At 72.6% G+C, this 16,180-nt stretch carries 12 protein-coding genes; 2 read left to right on the top strand and 10 right to left on the bottom strand.

The genetic code is table 11. The annotated features are described in order from the left end of the window. Positions 1-42: 42 nt before the first annotated feature. The 3 genes from Ade02nite_RS41230 to Ade02nite_RS41220 form a co-directional block, all read right to left on the bottom strand. The gene (locus Ade02nite_RS41230) at positions 43-525 is read right to left on the bottom strand and encodes a hypothetical protein (RefSeq protein ID WP_203775938.1); all 483 of its coding nucleotides are present in this window, start codon (positions 523-525) and stop codon (positions 43-45) included. Positions 526-605: 80 nt separating this feature from the next. Beyond that, on the bottom strand, positions 606-1,490 hold the full coding sequence (locus Ade02nite_RS41225; protein WP_203775936.1) for an alpha/beta fold hydrolase: 885 nt from the start codon (positions 1,488-1,490) through the stop codon (positions 606-608). Between the two features lie 67 nt (positions 1,491-1,557). After that, positions 1,558-2,448: a LysR family transcriptional regulator gene (locus tag Ade02nite_RS41220; RefSeq protein WP_203775934.1), complete on the bottom strand. Its 891-nt coding sequence runs from the start codon at positions 2,446-2,448 to the stop codon at positions 1,558-1,560. 87 nt (positions 2,449-2,535) lie between these two features. Between Ade02nite_RS41220 and Ade02nite_RS41215 the strand changes: the two genes are divergently transcribed. After that, positions 2,536-3,804, top strand: coding sequence for an FAD-binding oxidoreductase (locus Ade02nite_RS41215; protein WP_203775932.1), 1,269 nt, complete (start codon positions 2,536-2,538; stop codon positions 3,802-3,804). Positions 3,805-4,318: 514 nt separating this feature from the next. On the opposite strand, the gene Ade02nite_RS41210 is transcribed toward Ade02nite_RS41215, so the two are convergent. The 4 genes from Ade02nite_RS41210 to Ade02nite_RS41195 form a co-directional block, all read right to left on the bottom strand. Continuing rightward, on the bottom strand, positions 4,319-5,230 hold the full coding sequence (locus tag Ade02nite_RS41210) for an FRG domain-containing protein (protein WP_203775930.1): 912 nt from the start codon (positions 5,228-5,230) through the stop codon (positions 4,319-4,321). A 172-nt stretch (positions 5,231-5,402) separates the two neighbouring features. Then, on the bottom strand, positions 5,403-5,813 hold the full coding sequence (locus tag Ade02nite_RS41205) for a hypothetical protein (protein WP_203775928.1): 411 nt from the start codon (positions 5,811-5,813) through the stop codon (positions 5,403-5,405). A 129-nt stretch (positions 5,814-5,942) separates the two neighbouring features. Then, a complete protein-coding gene (locus tag Ade02nite_RS41200; protein WP_239169422.1) occupies positions 5,943-6,485 on the bottom strand; it encodes a GNAT family N-acetyltransferase in 543 nt (180 codons plus the stop codon). An 11-nt stretch (positions 6,486-6,496) separates the two neighbouring features. Beyond that, entirely contained in the window at positions 6,497-10,267 is a 3,771-nt protein-coding gene (locus Ade02nite_RS41195) for an ATP-binding protein (RefSeq protein WP_203775926.1), read from the bottom strand. An 85-nt stretch (positions 10,268-10,352) separates the two neighbouring features. Here Ade02nite_RS41195 and Ade02nite_RS41190 point away from each other — a divergent pair, with 85 nt between their 5' ends. After that, entirely contained in the window at positions 10,353-11,414 is a 1,062-nt protein-coding gene (locus Ade02nite_RS41190) for a methyltransferase domain-containing protein (protein ID WP_203775924.1), read from the top strand. A 38-nt stretch (positions 11,415-11,452) separates the two neighbouring features. Here Ade02nite_RS41190 and Ade02nite_RS50495 read toward each other — a convergent pair whose 3' ends face one another. The 3 genes from Ade02nite_RS50495 to dacB form a co-directional block, all read right to left on the bottom strand. After that, entirely contained in the window at positions 11,453-13,702 is a 2,250-nt protein-coding gene (locus tag Ade02nite_RS50495) for a tectonin domain-containing protein (RefSeq protein WP_203775922.1), read from the bottom strand. 83 nt (positions 13,703-13,785) lie between these two features. After that, a complete protein-coding gene (locus Ade02nite_RS41180; protein WP_239169421.1) occupies positions 13,786-14,478 on the bottom strand; it encodes a GTP pyrophosphokinase in 693 nt (230 codons plus the stop codon). Positions 14,479-14,606: 128 nt separating this feature from the next. Continuing rightward, positions 14,607-16,136 carry a D-alanyl-D-alanine carboxypeptidase/D-alanyl-D-alanine endopeptidase gene (gene dacB / locus Ade02nite_RS41175; RefSeq protein WP_203775920.1) on the bottom strand — a complete coding sequence of 510 codons (1,530 nt, stop codon included), beginning with the start codon at positions 16,134-16,136 and terminating at the stop codon, positions 14,607-14,609. Positions 16,137-16,180 lie beyond the last annotated feature (44 nt).

Genomic DNA, 16,180 nt, shown 5'->3' with positions numbered 1-16,180 from the left:
TTGTCGGCCCGCCGGCGCGCACCCCTGCGCGGTTCGGCCGGCTCAGGCTGTCACCAGCAACGACGCCGCCGCTGCGCCGATGCCGAGCAACGCCGACACCAGCACCACGACCTTCTCGGCCGGCTCACCGGCGGATCGGTCCTTCAGCGAAGGGCCGAACCAGATCCATTTCCGCGCGGGCCGAGGACCGAATCGGTAATGAGCCAAGAGCGCCGGGACATAACCCGCCAGCGCCACCGTGGAACCGGAGGCCGCTGCCGCCGGAACCCTCCCCGCCCAGAACGTCGACGTGCCCCCGGACAGGGCGATCGGAAACAGGACCAGGAGCAGGCCGATCGTCACCACGCCGATCAGCAAGCGGTCAGCCCACGGGAGCCAGTAGGCGGGGCCGGGCTCGCCTGCCTGATGGGCGCGCCTTTGCTCGTCCAAGAAGTGCAGCTCACGTTGTAAGCGGAAAACGAAGGCCGCAATGCCGAAGCCCACGATCACGGACCCGAGCGCGGCGAGCGTCTCATCGCCGACCATGGTCGTAGCGTGCTTCGGGTCCTGAGCATTCTCCAGCACACTGTCGCAACCACGACGCAGGTGTCAGTGACGCCGCGCAGTCACTGCGCCCAGCCCCGCACAGTCAGCACCGCCTCGGCGAACGCCGCCGGCGCCTCCTGCGGCAGGTTGTGACCCGCGTCGATGGTCCGATGCTCGTGCCCGCCGACGAACATCGGGGCGTGGCCGGCGGTGCCACCGGGCTTCAGGGTGTCGGTGACCCCGTCCAGCGTCACCGCGGGCACCGTGATCTTCGGGCGGGCGGCGAGGCGGGCCTCGAGATCGTCGTACGCCGGGTCGCCCGTGGCCTGGCCGAGCGCGTGACGATAGGCGTGGACGACGACGTCGACGAAGTCCGGGTTGTCGAACGACGGGGCGGTCCGGGCGAAGGTCGCGTCGTCGAACGCCCACCCGGGCGACCATTGCTCCCACAGCATCCGGCACAGCTCGCGGCGGTGGGCGGCCAGGCTTTCGCGGCCTCGTTCGGTCTGGAACAGGTGCTGATACCACACGGCGTGCTCGATGGCCGGCTCGAAACCGTGGCGCTGCCGTTCGATGTCGATGATGTCGTAACCGGCCAGCGACACCAGCCCGGACACGCGCTCCGGCCACAGCGCCGCCGCGACACAGGAGGCCAGGCCGCCCCAGTCGTAGCCGGCCACGATCGGCCTGTCGAGACCGAGCGCGCCGGCCAGCGCGATCAGGTCGGAGCCGAGGGCGGCCTGCTGTCCGCCGCGGACCGTGCCGGCGGACCGGAACCGGGTGGGGCCGAAACCGCGCAGGTACGGACGGATCACCCGTGCGCCCCGCGCCGTCAGCGCCGGGACGACCTCGTCGAAGGCGTGGATGTCGTACGGGAAGCCGTGCGACAGGATGACCGGCCAGCCGTCGGGCGGTCCGTCCTGGCGGTACGCGACGCGCAGCACCCCGGCGTCCACATGGTCCATGGCGTCTCCCGTCAGTCGCGGCTAGATCCACTCTGCCATGCGCGGATTGTGGCAGAACGGCCGGCGATCAGGCATCCGAGATCCGGGCCGCCGTGTCGCTGAAGGCCAGCACGCGGGCGGTGCTCGCGTCCGTACGCCAGATCAGACCCCACTCGATCGGGGGCGCGCCGGCGATCGGCAGGTACGCGACGTCGGGGCGGGCGTAGTAGCGCGGGGCCTGCGCGCCGACCGGGAAGGCGCCCCGGCCGGCTCCCACCAGAGCGAGCACTTCCTGGAACGTGGCCGCGGACGGCCCCTGCGGGATCGGCCTGCCGGTGGGGGTCGTGGCAGGCGTACGGGAGTCGCGCAGTGCCGCCGTCGTGGACGGGGGCAGCTGGATCATCGGGATGCCGGCGAGGTCCTCGGCGGAGACGGCCGCGCGGGTGGCCAGCCGGTGCCGGGCCGGAAGGGCCAGCATGCGGGCCTCGCTGAGCAGCACCGGACCGGTGGTCAGGCCGGCGGCCGAGGTGGGGAAGGCGGTCAGGGCCACGTCGGCCACACCCTCGCGGATCCACGGGTGGACCTCGCCGATCTGGGCCTCGCGGATGCGGACCTCGCAGTCGGGGTGTTGCCGCCGGAAGGCTTCGGCCGCCCGGACCAGGAGGGTGCCGCAGGCGGCGCCGACGAAGCACGCGTTCAGCGTGCCGGTGATCCCGCGGCTCGTGTCGACGGCTCGGCGGAAGCCGGCGGCGATCTGCTCCCACGCGGGGGCGAGGTCGTCGCGCAGGCGTGTGCCGACGGGCGTCAGCTCCACGCGGCGGCTGGTGCGCTCGAACAGGGGCATCCCGACGCGCCGTTCGAGCTGCCGGATGATCTGGCTCACCCGCGTGGTCGAGACGCGCAGGTCTGCGGCGGCCTGCCCGAAATGCAGCTTCTCCGCGAGCGTCAGAAAGGCCTCGATCTCGTGGCGTTCCAGCATCCGGCCCCCTCCATCGTGAAGTCGAGCTTCACGATCGTGGCACAGAAGCACGTTGATCGGAGTGCGCACCCGGCAGAGGGTGGGCACATGGAATTCTTACGGGGCCGGGTGCTGAAGCCCGGTGATGACGGGTTCGACGCCGCCGCACGGCCGTGGAACCTCAAGGACCAGACAGTGTCCGCGGTCGTCGAGGCCGCCGGCGCCGACGATGTGGCGTCGCTTCTCCGGTACGCCGCCGGCAACGGCCTGACGGTCGCCACGCAGGCGGGCGGCCACGGCGCCTCGGGCAACACGGACGGCGCGATCCTGTTGCGCCTCACCGATTTCGACGAGCTGCACGTCGATCCGGCGACGGGCAGAGCAAGGGCAGGAGCAGGCGTACGGTGGGGAGCGGTCCAGCGGGCGGCGGCCGCGCACGGGCTCACCGGCCTGGCCGGCAGCTCGCCCATCGTGAGCGTCACCGGCTACACGCTCGGCGGCGGCCTGAGCTGGTTCGGCCGCGCGCACGGCTGGGCCGCCGACAGCGTGACCGCCCTCGACGTGGTGACGGCCGACGGCGGGAGCCGCAGGGTGACCGCCGAGTCCGACGCCGAGCTCTTCTGGGCGCTGCGCGGCGGTGGCGGCGACTACGCGGTGGTCACGGCGGTCGAGTTCGCCCTGCACCCCGCGCCGTCCGTCTACGGCGGCCGCATGGTCTGGCCGGCCGACCGCGCATCCGCCGTCCTCGACACGTTCCGCGAGGTCACCGCGTCCGCGGGCAAGGGCTTGACCCTCTGGTACGGCCTGGCGAGCTTCCCCGGCGCCGACCCGCTCGTCGCGGTCGACGTCACCTACCTGGGCCCGGCCGCCGAGGCGGAGGAGCTGCTACGCCCGTTCGGCAAACCCACCATCGCCGACACCCGCCGCGCCATGACCCCCGCCGACCTGGGCGAGATCACGGCCGACCCGATCGAGCCGAGCGCCGGCACCAGCCGCAGCCTCCTGCTGACCAGCCTCGACGAGGCCGAGAGCGCGCTGCTGGCGCAGCCCCTCGCCCCGGTCTTCGGCGTCCAGCTGCGCCACACGGGCGGCGCCCTCGCCGGCCCGTCCAGCACACCGTTCGGCCCGCTCACCGAGCCGTACTACATCTACTGCTTCGGCGCCCCGATCCCCGCCACCCGAGCCGGCCTCGACGAGCTCACCACCCGCCTCGGCAAGTCGGTGAGCCCCCGCAAGCCCTACTTCGCCCTGTCTCCCGGCGACACAGCCGCCGACGCCTTCGACCCACCGACCCTCGACCGCCTGCGCGCGGTCAAGCAGCGCCTCGACCCCGGAGGAACGCTGCGCGCCAACTACCCGATCACCGCGGGCGCCTGACGGCACACCCGGCCCGGCCGCCCTCCGGCCGCCACCCTAAGATCGGTCACATGGTTGAACGCGTTCAAGTACGTCCGAGGCGCGAGCGCGAATGAGGGCGCCGGTCGGCTGGGTGCGCCGGGCCACCGACTCACCGCCTCGCCGATCGTGATGCCCGCGTTCAGGAGCTTCCGAATCGCCTGCCACCTCGAGGCAACCCTGATCTTCGTGATCGGCGCGATCTTCTTCTTCGTGAGGGCTTCTTCCTGTGGACGGGACTCGCCCCTTTACTGGCCGCCGCGGCGAGGTCGCCCCGAGCTTCCACGCCACCCATCCTCATCCTGTCCGCGATCCCGCCGATCCTCGGCGCGTGGATGCTGTCCATGCCATGACCGACCAGCCCGCCGAGATCCGCAAGCGAATGTCCGCGGGGCCGGGTGCGCCCGGGCGCAGGTCTGCTCCTGACTCAGGTTCGCATTGTGCACTCCGCGCGCCCTCGCCACTACGGGAACGCAGAGGTGCCGCAAGGGCTCTGTCAGCCCAAGCCTCTGTTGACCGCTTTGAGGACCCGCGAATAGCGGACCATTCCCTCGACGTCGGGATAGCAGTACGCATGATCGATCTTCGAACCCGACGGACGCAAGTCTCCCCTGTTCGCCTTCTTCGACAGTTGGTCCCTGATGGAAGATTTGTCGACGTGAATTCGCGCGGTGAAGCAGCTCAATACGGTCGATGTGCTCCGCCGTGTCGTCCCGAGCGGCAACATGTAAAGGGGTATGGACATGATCGAGACGATCTCGGACCTCACCATGAGACGCTCACTGGGATTCGTTGCCTTGTCGTTGACAAACCTGGCCACCTGCGTGGACGGAAGCTTTCCCACGACGAAGACGCCACTTTGTGCGGCGAGTCTCGGCGAGACGTGTGGTCCCGGTTGCCACAGCCGGATTTGACCGCTCGGGACGTTACTGATGTCGAAGGTGGCCACGTCGGCTGCAGTGAGGCGCATGTCGCGGTGAGGTACCAGGATTCCGAATATGCGCCCTTCGATGTCGTCGTGGGCTTCCGACGCGAAGAAGGTTGCAATCAGCGGATCCGGAGTAAAGTCGAGCATTCGGGTCGGCACTCCGTGATGCTGCAGCAAGGCCAGCCACTCGAGATCGTTGGCCGGTGGTGTCGCCAACGAGGTTACCCATTGCTTCGCCTCCGTCAGCAGGCGCTTCTCTGCGGTGGCGAGTTCCGCGTCCGTAAGAGCGGCGGGAGAGTCGGCTATTCGCGCTAACGACGAAGTGACTCCCCATCGATGGTCAGCTTGCCCTCGCCAGAACACGTCACAGCCATCTCGGGCGGCAACGGCTTCGACCTCGGTGATAAATTCGCGCAATTCCTTGGCCGTCGTAACGAATCTCTCCGACAAGACGTAGTGATCGAATGCGCTGATGAGCATTGATCCATCTTGTCATGCTGCCCTGCCGCCATCGGCCGAATCTTGACCTCGCATCCCGGAGCCATAATGAGGCGTGAGCAGTGCGCGGGCTTCGGCGAAGACCGCGACCGCGTGCCCGTTGCCGGCGCGCGGCCCGGCCGACTGTGGGGGATCGGCCCGGCCGCGCGGATCGTCAGGCTGTGGCGCCGTCCCAGGCGCAGGTCGGGTCCTGGATGACGCCGTTGTCGATGAGGCAGATGCGGAAGCGGATGGCGGCGCCCTCGGCGAAGGAGCGGTCGAAGGTCTTGTCGGTGCCGTTGCCCGTGCCGAGGTAGAGCTCCTCGCGGTAGGCGCCGTTCACGTAGTACTGCACCGAGATGCCGGCACCGTCGGCGTCGGAGTCGAAGAGGGTGAACTTCTCGCCCAGGGCGGTGAAGTAGACGTAGCCGGCGTGGGCGACGTAGCCCTTGGCGATCCAGGACTGGGTGTAGGCGTCGCCGTCGGCCTGTGCCTGGGCCGGAGTCGCGCCCAGGGTGGCGGCCAGGCCGACGGTGGTGACGGTCGCGGCCAGGCCGGACAGAAGGCGGCGAGTGGTTTTGCGCATGGTGAATCCCCTCGTGACATGCGGCAAGGAACGCCGGGCCGTGAGCGGCCCGGCGAGATCGGCACACGCTAATGGGCAACGATCATGCCTGTCTATCCCTCGCGAGGACGTCCGCCGTTCACCTCACGGCTACTTCCGCGTGCTTGTCCACTCGCGAGCGAGGAGGGCGTAGATGGCCAGGTCGCCCCATTCGCCCTTGAAGCGGGACTCCTCGATCAGCAGGGCCTCCTGGCGCATGCCGAGGCGTTCGCAGACGCGGGCTGAGGCCTTGTTGCGGGGGTCGAGCTGGGCCCAGACGCGGTGCAGGCCCAGGTCCTCGAAGCCGAGGCGCATCAGGGCGCGGGCGGCCTCGGTGGCGTAACCCCTGCCGTGGTGGCCGGGGTGGAAGACCCAGCCGAGCTCGCCCTGGGCGTCCTCGAGGCGGCCGGCGCGCAGGCGCACGTCGCCGATGACGTGGCCGTCCAGCTCGGCGGCGAGCAGGATGCGGTCGCCGTCCTTGTCGAGGCTGGTGGCGGTGGCGCGTTCGGCGATGAAGCCCTCGACGTCGCCGGGGGTCATCGGCTCGCTCTCGAGGTAGCGGGAGACGTCGGCGCGGCCGCGGTAGGCGAGCACGTCGGCCTCGTCGCCGGGGCGGAGGGGGCGCAGCAGCAGGCGGTCGGTGATCAGTCGCATCGTGGGTGAGCTTACGAGACGGGCACGGAGCGCGTTGCCTCGAAGCGGAGCGCCATGCGGCCGAACTCGGCGGCCGCGCGGGTCATCAGGGCGGTGGCGGCGGCGTGGTCGCCCGCCGCGGCCAGGATCTTGGCCTCGGCGCGGTCGCAGACGGGGCCGATCGGGGCCAGGTAGCCGGCGGCCGCGCGGGCGGTGGGCAGGAAGTCGCGCAGCGCCGCGTGGTCGCCGAGGGCGGACAGGGCCTCCACCAGCGCCAGCGCCTCGCGGGGGATCTCCTCGGGGCCGGGGCGGCGGCCCAGCGGCACGATGTGCCGGGCCAGGTCGCGGGCGGTGCCGGCCTCGCCGAGCTCGATGTGGAGCAGGGCGCGCATCGCCTCGGCGTTGCCGGGCTGTTTCAGTTCCAGCGGTACGGTGGCCGCCACCCTGCGGGCCTCGGCCGTCTCGCCGCGGCGGGCCAGCGAGAGCGCGCCGACGACCACACCCAGCCTGATGTACGGGCACGCCATCTCCGCCTCCGGTCCCTGGCGCAGCGTCAGGTGCTCGTCGAGGTACGGGTCGATCTCGTCGCGGCGGTCCAAATTCTCCAGGCAGGTGAGCATGGCGCAGGTGCCGTGCAGCCGGTCGTGCGGGGACAGGTTCCTGGCCCAGTCGTACGAGCGGATCGCGTGCTCCAGCGCGCCGGTGTGGTCGCCGCGCACATCGGCCAGCACGAGCGAGGCGATGGCGTGGGCCAGCGCCCGGTCGCGGTCGGTGCCGTCGTGCTCGACGAGCGCGTTCTGCTCGAGCACGTCGCGGACCGCGTCGTCGTAGCGGCCCTCCTGGAAATGCACGGAGGACCTGCCGAGCAGGGCGAGCCAGCGCAGCGCGGTCGAGCCGAGGCGCTCGGCCAGGGTCTCGGCGGTGGCGGAGGCCTGGCGCCGGCGGGCGAGCGGCACGGGGTCGGGGCGGCCGGTCCACGCCCAGCGGGTGCCGCAGAGGGCGCGCAGCGACAGCAGCATCGACTTGAGGGACGGGTCGCTGACGGCCGCCAGCCCCTCGTCGATGACCCGGTCGCCGAGGGCCGGGTCGGCGGGCGCCCGGAAGCCGCCCCAGCGGGTCACCGTCATCTGCGCGGACTTCAGGCAGAGCGCGGCACGGCGGTCGCCCACGCTCAGCGCGATCGCCTCCCGCCACGCGCTCAGGGCCTCGTCGCCGGCGTACGCGGTCTCGTGGTCGTCGCCGATCGCCTCCCACGCCTCGGCGGGATCCGCGGCGTAGCGCAGGGCACGGCGATGCAGATCTAGGGCCTTCTGCACGGCGTAACGACGGCGCGCGCCGATGCCGGCGTCGATGAGCGAGCGGAACGCCTTACCGCGCACCCAGTCGTCGGTCTCGGCGTTGTCGGCGGCCGCCGCGTAGTGGAAGGCGACCAGCTCGATGACCTCGTCGACCCGCTCGCGGGAGATCTCCTCGAGCCAGGCGGCGATGTCCGCGTGGCCGGTCGCGCGCTGGGCGGTCGGCAGGGCGGCGTAGGCGACGTCGCGCAGCAGGGCGTGCCGGAAGGCGTATTCGGTGCGGCCGTCGGGGCCGGGCGCGGGGCGGGCGAGCACGAGGCCGCGGCGTTCGAGCGACGCGAGGGCCTCGGGGTCGCGGCGGTCGCGCAGCGGCTCGGTCCAGAAGACCCGGCCCATCACCGCGGCCGCCTGGAGCAGCCTCTTCTCCGCCGTGGGCAGCGCGTCGACCCGGGCGGCGAGCAGCGCGTGCAGCGTGTCGGGCAGGGCCGCGCCGGACGCGCCCTCGGCGAGGTGGGCGGCGAGCTGCCCGAGGAAGTACGGGTTGCCCTCGGCCCGGGCGAGGATCTCGTCGCGCCGGCGCGGATCGTGCGGGAGGGCGTTGACCAGCTCGCGGGCGGCGTCGTCGGACAGGGCACCCAGGGAGACGACGGACGCGCCGGCCAGCGCGGTCGTCTCGAACAGCTCGGGCCGGGCGGTGGCCAGCACCACGATCGGCCCGGCCGAGCGGGCGACCAGGCGGGCCAGCATGTCGAGCATCGGCGCGCCGGCCCAGTGCAGGTCCTCGATGACGAGCAGCAGCGGGCCGCGGGCGGCGAGGGCGGTGACGAAGCGGGGCCAGGCGCGGCCGAGCTCGTCGGCGACGGTGCGCGGGGCGGCGTCGTTGAGCGGGTTGCCCGGCAGGCGGATCGCGGCCCCGGCGGCGAGAGCGTGCACGGTGGCGTCCACCGGGGCCGCCGGTGACGAGGCGGCGGCACGTGGGGCGGGAACAGCCGCCGTGCCGGGGCCCAGCTGCTGCACCGCCAGGCGCAGGCGGGCGGCGGCGACCCGGGCGGGCGCGCCGAGCGGGATGTCGCAGGCGTCGCGCAGGATCTCGCCGAGCGGCCAGTATGTGATGCCGTCGCCGGCGGCGAGGCAGCGGCCGCGCAGCACCCGCATGCCGGGGCGGGCGGCCACGGCCTCCAGCACGGCCTCGCGGATCAGGCGGCTCTTGCCGATGCCGGCGGCGCCGACGACCGTGACGAGGCGCGGGTCGCGGGCGGTCACCGCCTCGTCGACGAGGGCCAGCACGGCGCGCAGTTCGCCGGCCCGGCCGGCCATCGGTGGCTCGCCGGTGACCTGCTGCTCGGCGGCCCACGACGCCGCCAGCAGCCGGCTGCCGCCGAAGCGGAAGGCGCCTCGGCGGGCCGCCCGGCGGGTGCGCCCGGCGGCCTGGAGGGTGCGCGGGGGAGCGGCCTCGCGCAGCCGCCCGGCGCCGTCGAGCACCGCGCCGCCGATGTCGTCCAGCGCCTCCGACGGCGGGTCGGGGGCGATGATCTCGCCGGTGTCGACGCCGAGCCGCAGCGGGGCGGGGCAGCGCTGCAGCATCTCGAAGCCGGCCCACAGCGCGCGCGAGGCGTGGTCCTCGTGGGCCACCGGGTAGCCGAAGACCGCGATGACGCCGCCGCCGACCCGGGGACGCACCGTGCCGCCCCAGCGCCCGGCGATCTCGCCGAGCATGCCGGTCCAGGCCGCCGCCTCCCGGCGCGCCCGCTCGGGGTCGCCGTCGCCGGCCCCGCCGCGGAAGTCGGCGTCGAGCACCGTGACGAGCTTGCGCTCCTCCGCCCCGCCGGGCACGCCGGACCGGTCGAGCAGGGCGCGGTGGGCCCGTTGCAGGGCGGCGCCCGGCGCCACGCCGAGCTCCTCCTCCAGCCGGCCGGTGATCTGCTCGTAGCGGCGCAGGGCCCGGTGGCGGTCCTCCAGGGCCATCAACCGGGCGTACGCCTCCTCGTGCAGCGGATCGGCCTCGACGAGCCGCTCCAGCGCCCCGATCGCCGCGCGCCGGTCACCCCGGGACTGCGACGCGGCGGCCTGCGACAACAGAACCGTGGCGAGCGCGTCGCGCAACTGGTCGCGGCGCGGCGACGCCCAGGAGTCGAACCTGTTCTCGGGCAGCAGCTCCCCGGCGTACAGCCGAAGGGCCTCGTGCAGGTCGCCGCCGCGGGCCGCCTCCTCGAAGGCGTCGACGTCGATCCAGAGGGGCGAGCCGAGCAGCGAGACCATCTCGTCGCGCAGCAGCAGATGATCGCTGCCCAGGGCGCGCCGGGCGAAGTGCAGGGCCTTGTCGAGGCGCGACGGCACGGCCGGCCAGAGCAGGTCGACGGCGCGCTCGCGGTGCAGGCGGTGGCCGGGGGTGAGCGCGAGCAGCTTGACCAGCGAGAGGGCGGCGCTGCGATGCCACTCGACGACGGGCCGGCCGGCGACCTCCGCGTGGAAGCCGCCGAACAACCGGATGCGCAGCTCGCCGGGCATGCCGGTGATTGTGCGCGCTTCGCGCGGCCGGTGCGGACGGGAAGCGGACACGAAACGGAAATCGGCCCGATTAGCGTCCCGCCGCATGACTACCTCAACCCTGAACGAGCAGCGCCTGATGGAGTTCGTCTTCAAGGCCGTCGGCGACTTCGGCTCGATGCTGACCGGTTCGATGGCCGTGATCGGCGACAAGCTGGGCCTCTACCGCGCGATGGCCGATGGCAAGCCGGTCACGCCCGCCGAGCTGGCCGAGCGTACCGGCACCGCCGAGCGGTACGTCCGTGAGTGGCTGTCGGCGCAGGCCGCGGCCGGCTACGTCGAGCTCGACGGCGACGACCGCTTCTCCCTGCCGGCCGAGAAGGCCGTGGCGCTCACCGACGAGAACAGCCCGGCCTGCGTCATCGGCGGCTTCGAGCTGCTGCTGGCGGCGGTCCGCTCCACCGACCGGCTGATCGACGCCTTCCGCACCGGCGAGGGGGTCGGCTGGCACGAGCACCACCACGACCTGTACGAGGGGTGCGAGCGCTTCTTCCGCCCCGGCTACCACGCGCACCTGGTCGCCGAGTGGATCCCCGCGATGGACGGCGTCGAGGCGGCGCTGCGCGACGGCTGCCGGGTCGCCGACGTCGGCTGCGGGCTCGGCGCCTCCACGATCCTGATGGCCGCCGAATATCCGGGCTCGACCTTCGTCGGCATCGACTACCACGGCGGCTCCATCGAGACCGCGCGGCAGCGGGCCGCCGAGGCCGGTGTCGCCAATCGGACCCGTTTCGAGACCGGCGCGGCGAAGGAGCTCACCGGCGTCTACGACCTGATCTGCCTCTTCGACTGCCTGCACGACATGGGCGATCCGGCCGGCGTCCTCACCCACCTGCGCTCGCGCCTCGCCGACGGCGGCTCGCTGCTCATCGTCGAGCCGCACGCCGGCGACACGCTGCGCGACAACCTCAACCCGGTCAGCGCCGTCTACTACGGAGCCTCGACGCTGCTGTGCACGCCGAACTCGCTCTCCCAGGAGGTCGGCGCCGCCCTCGGCGCGCAGGCCGGCGAGAAGCGGCTGCGCGAGGTGGCGACCGGGGCCGGCTTCACCGGCTTCCGCCGGGTCGCCGAGACCCCGTTCAACCTGGTCTTCCAGGCCACGCGCTGACGCGGGACGCGCCGGTGGGGGCCGGCCGTGCCCGGCCCTCACCGCAGGCGGTAGATAGTGTTTCCCGCGTTGACGCCCCAGATCACCGACGCGCTGCCGGCCGACACCTGCATGAGCGCGCCGGGGAACTGCCGCCACACGCTGCCGTCGCGCTGGTAGATCTCGTCCTGGCGGTTCACACCCCAGACCGTCCCGTCCGAGGCCACGGCGACGTGCTTGAGCGATCCGGCGATCTGTTCCCAGACGTCGCCGCTGCGCCGGTAGATCTTCCCGGCGGCGTTGACGCCCCAGACGGTGGCCGCGTTGCCGGCGGAGACCTGCCGCAGCGCGCCCGGGATCTGGGTCCACGCGTTGCCGTCGCGCCGGTAGATCTCGTCCTGCGCGTTGACACCCCACACGGTGCCGTCCGAGGCCACGGAGACGTGCCGCAGCCGGCCGGGAACCTCGGTCCACTGACTCCCCGTACGACGGTAGATCTTGCCCGCGGGGTTGACGCCCCAGACGTTGGCGGCGTCGCCGACCGAGACCTGGCTGAGCTCGCCGGAGATCTGGGTCCAGACGTCCCCGGTACGCCGGTAGACGCGGTTGGCGGCGTTCACGCCCCAGGTCTCGCCGTCGGCGCCGGCCGAGACGTGCTTCAGCGCGCCGCCGACGCGCGTCCACAGCGCCCAGCCCAGTTGGCCCTTCGTCCACGGGCACAGGGCGAGCGTGTTGCCGTCCATCAGGCACGGCACCTGGTTGGACGTACAGTTGCGGCAGTTGTTGTTCGGGATCCGGTGGTGCCCGCTCGCGCCGCAGCCGCAGCCGCCGTACTCGTCGGCCGCGCCGAAGATGTGGCACGACTCGTGCGCGAAGACCCGGTTGATCTGGCTCGTGCCCCAGCCGTCGTTGTCGTACTCCATGACCAGCCGCTCCTCGCCCGCGTAGGCGAAGTGGTGCAGCGGATACTTGGTGAAGTAGGCGACGTACGCCCAATCGGTGCGCAGCCGTTGCCGCAGCGACCGCACGAACTGCCGCGACCCGTCCCGGTTGCCGGAGTGGCCGAGCTGGGTGAGCGCCGCGTTGCGCCAGGGCGCCTCCATGTCCTCGTAGTCGTGCCCATTGCCGGTCGGCGCGTTGACGTCCGGGAAGTGCCACTCGGGCAGGAAGGTCACCCCCTCGGGCGCGCCCTCCGCGGCCAGGTAGGCCAGGCCCTCCATCACCTCCGACATCACCAGGCCCTTGTCGGCCTGGGTGAAGACCAGCCCGAGGGACGGGTCGTGGCGGAAGATCTCGTCCTCGGCGTTGACGCCCCACTGGACGGCCGCCGACGACGCGGAGATCTGCTTGAGCCGTCCGGTCAGCTGCTCCCACACGGTGCCGAGCCGCCGGTAGATCTTGTCGTCCGCGTTGACGCCGTACACCGCGCCGTCCGGCGCGACGGAGACGTGCTTGAGCCGTCCGGGGACCTGCGCCCACCGGGTGCCGGTCCAGTGGTAGATCTCGTCCTGCCGGTTCACGCCCCAGACGCTGCCGGCGCCGCCCACCGAGACCTGCTTGAGCGAGCCGGGGACCTGCACCCAGCGCGTGCCGTCGCGCCGGTAGACCTCGTCCTGCGCGTTGACGCCCCAGACGGTGCCGTCGTTCGCCACCGAGACGTGCTTGAGCGAGCCGTCGATGCGCGTCCACGCGGTGCCGTCGCGGCGGTAGATCTGGTTCGACGCGTTGACGCCCCAGACCTCGCTGCCCGCGGAGACCTGCTTGAGCGCCCCCGGCACCTGCTCCCAGAACGTCCCGGCGAGCCGGTAGACGGCGTCGTCGACGTTGACGCCCCAGACGCCGGCGAGTCCCGCGGAGACGTACTTCAAGGACCCGTGCAGGGGCAGCCAGTACGGCGGCACGGCCGGCCCGGAGACCACGACGACGCCGACCGCGACCGACCCGGTGAGCACGACGCTCGTGGGCGTGTCGGTGGAGCGCGCCACCGCCTCCCGCACCGAGCGGGGCGGCACGTGCCCCGGCGCGTCCCAGGCGACGGCCTCGTCGCGCGCCGCCCGCGCCGTCCGGTCCTCCGGCCGGGTCTGCCTGCCGAACCGCGCGATCCAGGCCCGCGCGACCTGCTGCTCCGCGGCCGGCGCGGCGTCGGTGTCGGCGCTGACGGACGGGACGGCGCCGAGCTCGACGCCGTCGGGCAGCGAGATGACGAGGAGATGCGGCGACGCCACCAGCAGGGTGTGCCCGCCGGCGGCGGCCACCTCCTGCCGGGCCTGCTCGGCGTTGCCGGTGCTGACGATGAGTTCCCGAGCCATGGTGATCCACCTCCGGCGATGTGCGCTGCGTGCAGTGCACCACCGGTACGGCCGGGCGGTCCCCCCTTGTGTTGCGAAGCGGACTACCGGCGTGGGCCGTGGATCTCGCGGTGGAGGCGCTCCATGCGGACGTCGAGGCGGGCGGCGTCCTCCGCCGCGGCGGCCAGCTCCTGGCGCAGAGCGGCCGGCACGTCCGGGTCGTACTTGTAGTGGATCTTGTGTTCGAGGCTCGCCCAGAAGTCCATGGCGACCGTGCGGAGCTGCACCTCGACCGGCACGGACACCACGCGGTCGGAGAGGAACACCGGGATCTCCACGATCAGGTGCAGGCTGCGGTATCCGTTCGGCTTGGGCCGGGCGATGTAGTCCTTGGTCTGCACCAGCGTGACGTCGGGCTGCCGGGTGAGCATGTCGGCGACCGTGTAGACGTCCGAGACGAAGCTGCACACGATGCGGATGCCGGCGATGTCGCGGATGCGGGCGCGCAGGTCGTCGAGGTTGAGCGGGCAGCCGATGCGGTGCGCCTTGGCGGTGAGGCTCTGGGTGGTCTTGAGGCGGGGGAGCACGTGCTCGATCGGGTTGCCGCGGCCCCGGTGGGCGAGTTCCTCGGCGAGGATCGAGATCTTCGTGCCGATCTCGGCGAGCCCGAACTTGTAGACCAGCATGAAGTGGCCCAGATCGTCGTGGAACGTGGAGGACGCCGCCACCGCGCCCAGGGTGTCGCGCCGCCTGGCGATCTCCTGGTCGCCGCTCGCGGCGGACTGCTCGGTCGTCACGGTGCCGTTCTCCAGAGTCGTTCGATGCGGTGCCGCGGCATCCTTGCCCTGACCAGCATCGCCCTGCCGGGATCACCTCGTCGTCATCCCCGCGAAGTCACCGCCATACCGTATTCGCAGTACGCCAGTCAGCAGACGGAGGGGCACAGGGCCGCGCCCGGCCTCCTGATCACGCTGCGTGACTTGTGCGGGTATTCGGCGAGCGCCACGGCCAGCCGGTCGATCGCCGGCGTCACCGTCGGCGCCAGCTGATTGTTCACGATGATCGAGAAGATGAGCGGGCGGTCGCCGTCGGCGTATCCGGACAGTGCCGACACCGCGGTGAGGGTGCCGGTCTTGGCATGCACCCGGCCCCGGGCGCTCGTGTACCGCATCCGGTTACGGAGCGTGCCGCTTTGCCCGGCCACGGGGAGTGCCGCCTTCCATGTGGGGAACCAGGGCTCGGTGCGGACGGCCTGGAGCATCCGCACGATGACGGCGGGCGGGATCAGGTTGCGCCGCGACAGCCCCGAGCCGTCGGCCTGGCGCAGGGTGGACGTGTCGATGCCGCGTCGTTCCAGGTAGCCGGCGACCGCCGCGGTGCCGGCCTCCCACGAGCCGTCGCCCAGCGTCTTGACCAGCAGCTCGGCCATGGTGTTGTTGGACGTCCCGAGCAGCGGCCCGAGCAGCTCCCGCAGCGGCGGCCCGGCGTGCCGGGCCACTTCCCGGGAGGCTCGCGCTTTCCCGGCCCGGTTGCGGCCCTCCACGAGCACGCCGTGACGGCGCAACGCCGCCGCGAAGACCTCCAGCGTGATCGCCGAGGGATCACGCACCGTGACATCGAAGCGCTCGGGGGGAGCGCCCGCCGGCATGTGCCCGGTCACCTCCAGCGTGTCCGTCCCGTGCCGGCGGGCCACGCCGAGTTCGCCGGCTCCGGTCACCGCACGGTTGACGATCTTGAGGCCCGAAACCGGGGGAGTGAGCCGCACCGTGGGGCGAGGGCCGGAACTCACAGTGACGGCGACGGTCCCGGCCAGGTAGGCGCCATCGGGTGACAGTGTGAGCGCCGACACAGGCGCGGCGCCGGCGAAGGACTCGTCGTCCCAGGCCCAGTCGAGCCCCAGCCGCACGTCGTCGAAGGCGGTGTCGTCCCCGGCGAGGTCCCCGGTCACCCGGCGGATGCCGGCGGCCGCCACGTCGCGGGCCAGCTGGTCGAGCGACGCGGGAGTGAGGGCGGGGTCGCCGCTGCCCTTCAGGAAGAGGTCGCCGTGCAGCACGGGACCGCGGCGGGCGCCGGTCGCCCGGACGGTGGTCACGAAGCGGTGGCCCGGCCCGAGCAACGCCATCGCGGCGGCGGAGGTGAGGAGCTTGACGTTGGAGGCGGGCAGCAGGCGCAGGTCGCCGTGCCGGTCCAGCAGCGTCTCGCCGGTGCGCACGTCCGCGATCACGACGCCGGCCTGCGCTCCGGCGAGCGCGGGATCGGCGAAGAACCGCTCGACCGCCGCGGTCAGCGTGTCGGTCGGCCAAGTCTCGTCGCCGGGGCGTGCGGCCTCGATCCCCACGGCGGCCTCGATCCCCACGGGGGCAGCGGTCGCCGCCGGGATCGGGGGCGCCGGGGTGACGGCCGCGGGTGCCGGCGTGGCCGACGGGAACATGCAGGCTACGACTGCCAGGAACACGGCCGCTCTTCGTCTCATCGCATGATCAACGCGCGGGTGCCGGA

The sequence above is a fragment of the Paractinoplanes deccanensis genome (genome assembly GCF_016862115.1).
Classification (GTDB): domain Bacteria; phylum Actinomycetota; class Actinomycetes; order Mycobacteriales; family Micromonosporaceae; genus Actinoplanes; species Actinoplanes deccanensis.
Note: the sequence above shows the minus strand (reverse complement) of the source record. Positions and strands in the feature narration are given on the sequence as shown.

Coding starts and splice junctions, on each gene's coding strand:
- Ade02nite_RS41230 (WP_203775938.1), bottom strand. CDS start 525: ATGGTCGGCGATGAGACGCTCGCCGCGCTCGGGTCCGTGATCGTGGGC.
- Ade02nite_RS41225 (WP_203775936.1), bottom strand. CDS start 1,490: ATGGACCATGTGGACGCCGGGGTGCTGCGCGTCGCGTACCGCCAGGAC.
- Ade02nite_RS41220 (WP_203775934.1), bottom strand. CDS start 2,448: ATGCTGGAACGCCACGAGATCGAGGCCTTTCTGACGCTCGCGGAGAAG.
- Ade02nite_RS41215 (WP_203775932.1), top strand. CDS start 2,536: ATGGAATTCTTACGGGGCCGGGTGCTGAAGCCCGGTGATGACGGGTTC.
- Ade02nite_RS41210 (WP_203775930.1), bottom strand. CDS start 5,230: ATGCTCATCAGCGCATTCGATCACTACGTCTTGTCGGAGAGATTCGTT.
- Ade02nite_RS41205 (WP_203775928.1), bottom strand. CDS start 5,813: ATGCGCAAAACCACTCGCCGCCTTCTGTCCGGCCTGGCCGCGACCGTC.
- Ade02nite_RS41200 (WP_239169422.1), bottom strand. CDS start 6,485: ATGCGACTGATCACCGACCGCCTGCTGCTGCGCCCCCTCCGCCCCGGC.
- Ade02nite_RS41195 (WP_203775926.1), bottom strand. CDS start 10,267: ATGCCCGGCGAGCTGCGCATCCGGTTGTTCGGCGGCTTCCACGCGGAG.
- Ade02nite_RS41190 (WP_203775924.1), top strand. CDS start 10,353: ATGACTACCTCAACCCTGAACGAGCAGCGCCTGATGGAGTTCGTCTTC.
- Ade02nite_RS50495 (WP_203775922.1), bottom strand. CDS start 13,702: ATGGCTCGGGAACTCATCGTCAGCACCGGCAACGCCGAGCAGGCCCGG.